The 4,659-nt window shown below is 70.9% G+C and carries 6 protein-coding genes; 5 read left to right on the forward strand and 1 reads right to left on the reverse strand.

Annotation, left to right across the window (positions count from 1 at the left end; genetic code table 11):
* A partial coding sequence (locus CCN72_RS36005; protein WP_244174653.1) for a TetR/AcrR family transcriptional regulator occupies window positions 1–564 on the reverse strand: 564 nt, incomplete at its 3' end.
* A gap of 92 nt (window positions 565–656) precedes the next feature.
* On the opposite strand from CCN72_RS36005, the gene CCN72_RS36010 reads away from it, so the two are divergent.
* The 5 genes from CCN72_RS36010 to CCN72_RS36030 form a co-directional block, all read left to right on the forward strand.
* A complete protein-coding gene (locus CCN72_RS36010; RefSeq protein WP_086812576.1) occupies window positions 657–1,847 on the forward strand; it encodes a cytochrome P450 in 1,191 nt (396 codons plus the stop codon).
* Between the two features lie 7 nt (window positions 1,848–1,854).
* Window positions 1,855–2,076 carry a ferredoxin gene (locus tag CCN72_RS36015; RefSeq protein WP_086812577.1) on the forward strand — a complete coding sequence of 74 codons (222 nt, stop codon included), beginning with the start codon at window positions 1,855–1,857 and terminating at the stop codon, window positions 2,074–2,076.
* Window positions 2,077–2,221: 145 nt separating this feature from the next.
* Complete coding sequence (locus CCN72_RS39390) at window positions 2,222–2,641, forward strand: hypothetical protein (RefSeq protein ID WP_086812578.1); 420 nt, start codon at window positions 2,222–2,224, stop codon at window positions 2,639–2,641.
* A 262-nt stretch (window positions 2,642–2,903) separates the two neighbouring features.
* On the forward strand, window positions 2,904–3,353 hold the full coding sequence (locus CCN72_RS36025) for a MarR family winged helix-turn-helix transcriptional regulator (protein ID WP_244174654.1): 450 nt from the start codon (window positions 2,904–2,906) through the stop codon (window positions 3,351–3,353).
* Window positions 3,350–4,659, forward strand: a 1,310-nt coding sequence (locus CCN72_RS36030; RefSeq protein ID WP_107430282.1) for an MFS transporter, incomplete at its 3' end; no start/stop codon positions are given. The genes CCN72_RS36025 and CCN72_RS36030, both read left to right, overlap by 4 nt.

The following is a 4,659-nucleotide window of genomic DNA, read 5'->3' on the forward strand; positions in this document are numbered from 1 at the left end:
CCGCATCAGGCCGATGCCGAGCAGCCAGGCCATGGCGAGCTGGGCGCGCAGGGTGCCGTCCTCGGCCTCGGAGAGGGCGGCGAGCGCGGCGGCGTACTCCTCGCCCAGGGCGCGGACCGTCTCCGGGGCGGCGTCGGCGCTGCCGATGGAGCGGAGGTAGACGGCCAGCCGGTCCGCGTCGGCGCCACCGCCCTCCGCGAGGACACCGCGCAGCGCGGTCTCGAACAGCAGCTCCGGGGGCGTGCTGCTCACCTGCTCCTTGCCGTCCTGCGCCATCACCTCGGTGAGCAGGGCCTGCTTCGAGCCGAAGTAGCGGAATATGAGCGCCTGATTCACCCCGGCACGGGCGGCGATGTCCCGGACGGTGGCCGCCTCGTACCCCCGCTCCGCGAAGACCGCGCCGGCCGCCCGCAGGATGCGCGCGCGGGTCTCCCTGGCATCGCGCGGACGCCCCGCCGGCTCCCCGCCCGGCGCGGCTCCGGCGCTCCGGTGCTGGTCCCGCGTGTACTCGCCGCCGTCCACCCACTGCTCCTTCGCCGCCCCGCGCCCGACGCGCGTCTGCAAGGACCCGCAGAGTAACGGCCGATTCGCGTCGTTGCGCGCCCCGGGCGCAGCTCCTAGCGTTGTAAGCGTGTGCTTACACAAGGGAGACAGCTGTGACGGCAACCGACCACGCACCCCTCGCCTACCCCTTCAACTCCGGCCAGGACCTGGATCTGTCCGAGACGTACGAGCGCGCCCGTGACACTCCCGGGCTGCTGCGCGTGCGGATGCCGTACGGCGAGCCGGCCTGGCTCGCCACCCGGTACGCGGACGCCCGGCTGGTCCTCGGCGACCAGCGTTTCAGCCGCGCGCTGAGCCTCGACCACGACGAGCCGCGCGCCTCCGAGGGCCGCCGGGACAGCGGGATCCTCAGCATGGACCCGCCCGACCACACCCGGCTGCGCTCGCTGGTGGCGAAGGCGTTCACCGTGCGCCAGGTGGAGAAACTCCGGCCGCAGGTACGCGAGTTGACGGCATCCCTGCTGGACGCGATGGAGGCGGCAGGCCCGCCCGTCGATCTGGTCGACCGCTACGCGCTGCCCATCCCGGTGGCGGTGATCTGCCGGCTGCTCGGGGTCCCGGAGCAAGACCGCCCCCAGTTCCGGGTGTGGAGCGACGCGGCGCTGTCCACCAGCTCCCTGACAGCGGCGGAGTTCGACCGCAACCGCGAGGAACTGCGCGCCTACATGGCCGAGTTGATCGCCGCGCATCGCGCCGCTCCTCAGGACGACCTGATGACGGCGCTGATCGAGGCGCGCGACCACGGCGACCGGCTGTCGGAGCTGGAGCTGGTCGACCTGTGCGTCGGCATCCTCGTGGCCGGTCACGAGACCACCGCCACCCAGATCCCCAACTTCGTGCTCACCCTGCTCGATCACCCGCAGGCGCTGGCCCAGCTGCGGGCCGACCCCTCGCTGATCACGCAGGCGATCGAGGAGCTGCTGCGGTTCGTCCCGCTGGGCAGCGGGGCCGGGCAGGCCCGGTACGCCAAGGAGGACGTCGAGGTCGGCGGCACCCTGGTGCGGGCCGGGGAGCCGGTGCTGGTCGCCATCGGGGCGGCGAACCGGGACGCGCTGCGCTTCACCGAGGCCGGGGCGCTCGACCTCACCCGCGGCGGCAACGCGCACCTCGGCTTCGGCCACGGTGTGCACCACTGCCTGGGCGCTCCCCTCGCCCGGCTCGAACTCCAGGAGGCCATCGGGGCGTTGGTGACCCGCTTCCCCGGGCTGCGCCTCGCGGGTGACATCACCTGGAAGACCGAGATGCTGGTGCGCGGGCCCCGCGTGATGCCGGTGGGCTGGTGAGGCGGCGATGAGCTGGCGACTGAGCGTGGACCCCGGCCAGTGCATGGGCTCCGGGATGTGCGCCGGGACCGCGCCGGAACTGTTCGTCCTCGACGGCGACCACGCGCGTCCGGTGCGCGAGCAGATCCCGGAGGGCGACGAACGCGCCCTGGACGCGGCCGACATCTGCCCGATGCAGGCCATCACCGTCCGGGACGCCGAGGGGAAGGAGATCGGGCCCCGCGCGTGACACCGGACCGGCTGTTACAAGACAGGGACAAATCGTGAGTGAACGCCCGCGCTCGTGGTGACGTCGTTCCAAGTGACCGCGCCAATCGGCATGTTCCTCTCCTTTGGCGTGAACAGTTGAACTCACCACAGAAAAGGACAGATTCATGATGGTCACAAAGCGGCGTTCCCTGCGCGTTGCCGTCGTCGGCGTCCTGGGCGCGACCTCGCTCGCCCTCGCGGGCACGGCCATGGCCGCCACCCCGGCCGTCCACACCGCGACGGTCGCCGGTGCCCGTACGGCCGCGGCCGCCAAGCCCACCATCACGGCCACGCCGTCGGTGTCCTCGGTGCACGCCTGGACGCTGTTCCGGGTCACCGGCAAGACCACCGGCATCAAGGCGGGCGGCAAGGTGACCCTCCAGCAGAAGCAGCACGGCAAGTGGGTCGCCCTGTCGGCGTCCACCCCCGTCAACAGCGGCGGCTCCTACGCGCTGCGCGTCGAGCTGGGCCTGAAGGGCAAGAACGAGCTGCGCATGGTCAGCGGCAGCACGGCGTCCCCGGTCTTCGACGTCACGGTCAGCTGAGCGACCGCTTTTTCACCTACGCTCCACCCCCGAAACACCGGTGCCGGGACGGATCCCTCCGTCCCGGCACCGGCATGTCCGGGCCTCCGACGGCCTCATATGGCCCCATTTCCCGCCCGGCCCGAAAGTCTTACGAAGATTTTCATAGGGTTCCTATATAGGCGGGTGATACTTAAAGAGTGTGGATCACTCTCACAGAGATGCGGACGTGCAGCGGACCGCACAGTCACTGGCGGAGACGGCATCTGCCGTGATCAGGGTCGTGACGGATCACCGGGACCTCAGTTTCACCGCGGCCTCCACCCTGGCGCGGCTGGAACGCGAGGGCCCGGTCCGGCTCACGCTCCTCGCGGCGGCGGAGGGCGTGGCCCAGCCGTCCATGACCCAGTTGGTGCAGCGGCTGGAACGCCAGGACCTGGTCATGCGCGTCGATGACGCGGTGGACGGCCGGGTGACGCTCATCGCGGTCACGGACGCCGGGCGGGAGGTGCTCGCCGCCCGCAGGCGGTCACGCGACGCCCGTCTGGCCGACCTGATGACCGGCCTCCCGGACGACGATCAGCGCGCGCTCGCCGAGGCCATGCGCGTCGTCGCCCCGCTCGTACGGCGCATGCTCACCGGCACCGCCAAGAGCGCTCAGCCCGCCCAGCCTGCCCAGTCCGCCCAGCCCGCCCTTCAGCCCGAACGGCCTGACACCGGGAGCAACCGATGACGACCAAGGAGACCGACCGCATACCCGGCGCCTCCGAGACCGGGCAGCACCGCGGGCGCAGATGGATCGGCGCGGACCACCCCGGCTACAAGTGGGTGGCGCTGACCAACACCACGGTGGGCATGCTGATCGCCACGATCAACAGCTCGATCGTGCTGATCTCGCTGCCCGGCATCTTCACCGGCATCCGTCTGGACCCGCTGGAGCCCGCGAACGTCAGCTATCTGCTGTGGATGCTGATGGGCTACATGCTCGTCACCGCGGTACTGGTCGTGGCGCTCGGCAGGCTCGGCGACATGATGGGCCGGGTCCGCATCTACAACGCGGGCTTCCTGATCTTCACGATCACCTCGGTGATCCTCTCGCTCGACCCCTTCCACGGCGGCAGCGGCGCGCTGTGGCTGATCGGCTGGCGGATCGTGCAGGCCATCGGCGGTTCGATGCTGATGGCCAACTCGGCGGCGATCCTCACCGACGCCTTCCCGGCGCGGCAGCGCGGCATGGCGCTCGGCGTCAACATGGTGGCCGGCATCGCCGGTTCGTTCCTCGGCCTGGTGCTCGGCGGTGTGCTGGTCACCTGGAACTGGCGCTCGATCTTCTGGGTCAACGTGCCCATCGGCCTGATCGGCACGGTGTGGGCGTACAAGTCGCTGCACGAGACCGGCATCCGCCGGCCGGGGCGGATGGACTGGTGGGGCAACATCACCTTCGCCATCGGCCTGACCGCGCTGCTCGCCGGGATCACCTACGGCATCCAGCCGTACGGCGGCCACACCATGGGCTGGACCAACCCCTGGGTGCTCGCGGGCCTGATCGGCGGCGCCGTGATGCTCGCGGTCTTCTGCCTCGTGGAGGCCAGGGTCGCCGAACCGATGTTCCCGCTGCGGCTGTTCCGCGACGCGGCCTTCGCCGGTGGCAACGCCGCGACCCTGCTCGGCGCGATCGCCCGGGGCGGCCTCCAGTTCATGCTGATCATCTGGCTCCAGGGCATCTGGCTGCCGCTGCACGGCTACGACTACGCCGACACACCCCTGTGGGCGGGCATCTACATGCTTCCGCTGACCATCGGCTTCCTGCTCGCCGGGCCGCTGTCGGGCGCGCTGTCGGACAAGTTCGGGGCGCGGCTGTTCGCGGCGTGCGGCTTCCTGGTGATGGCGGTGTCCTTCGCCGGGCTGCTGGTCCTGCCGAGTGACTTCTCGTACTGGGTGTTCGCCGCGCTGATCTTCCTCAACGGGCTCGGCGGCGGTCTGTTCGCCGCTCCCAACACGGCGATCATCATGTCCAGCGTGCCGGCCGACGCCCGCGG

This window comes from Streptomyces murinus (genome assembly GCF_002154555.1).
Taxonomy (GTDB): domain Bacteria; phylum Actinomycetota; class Actinomycetes; order Streptomycetales; family Streptomycetaceae; genus Streptomyces; species Streptomyces murinus.

What these genes read in the sequence shown, in the direction of transcription:
- CCN72_RS36015 (WP_086812577.1), top strand. Translation starts at nt 1,855, where the DNA reads ATGAGCTGGCGACTGAGCGTGGACCCCGGCCAGTGCATGGGCTCCGGG.
- CCN72_RS39390 (WP_086812578.1), top strand. Translation starts at nt 2,222, where the DNA reads ATGATGGTCACAAAGCGGCGTTCCCTGCGCGTTGCCGTCGTCGGCGTC.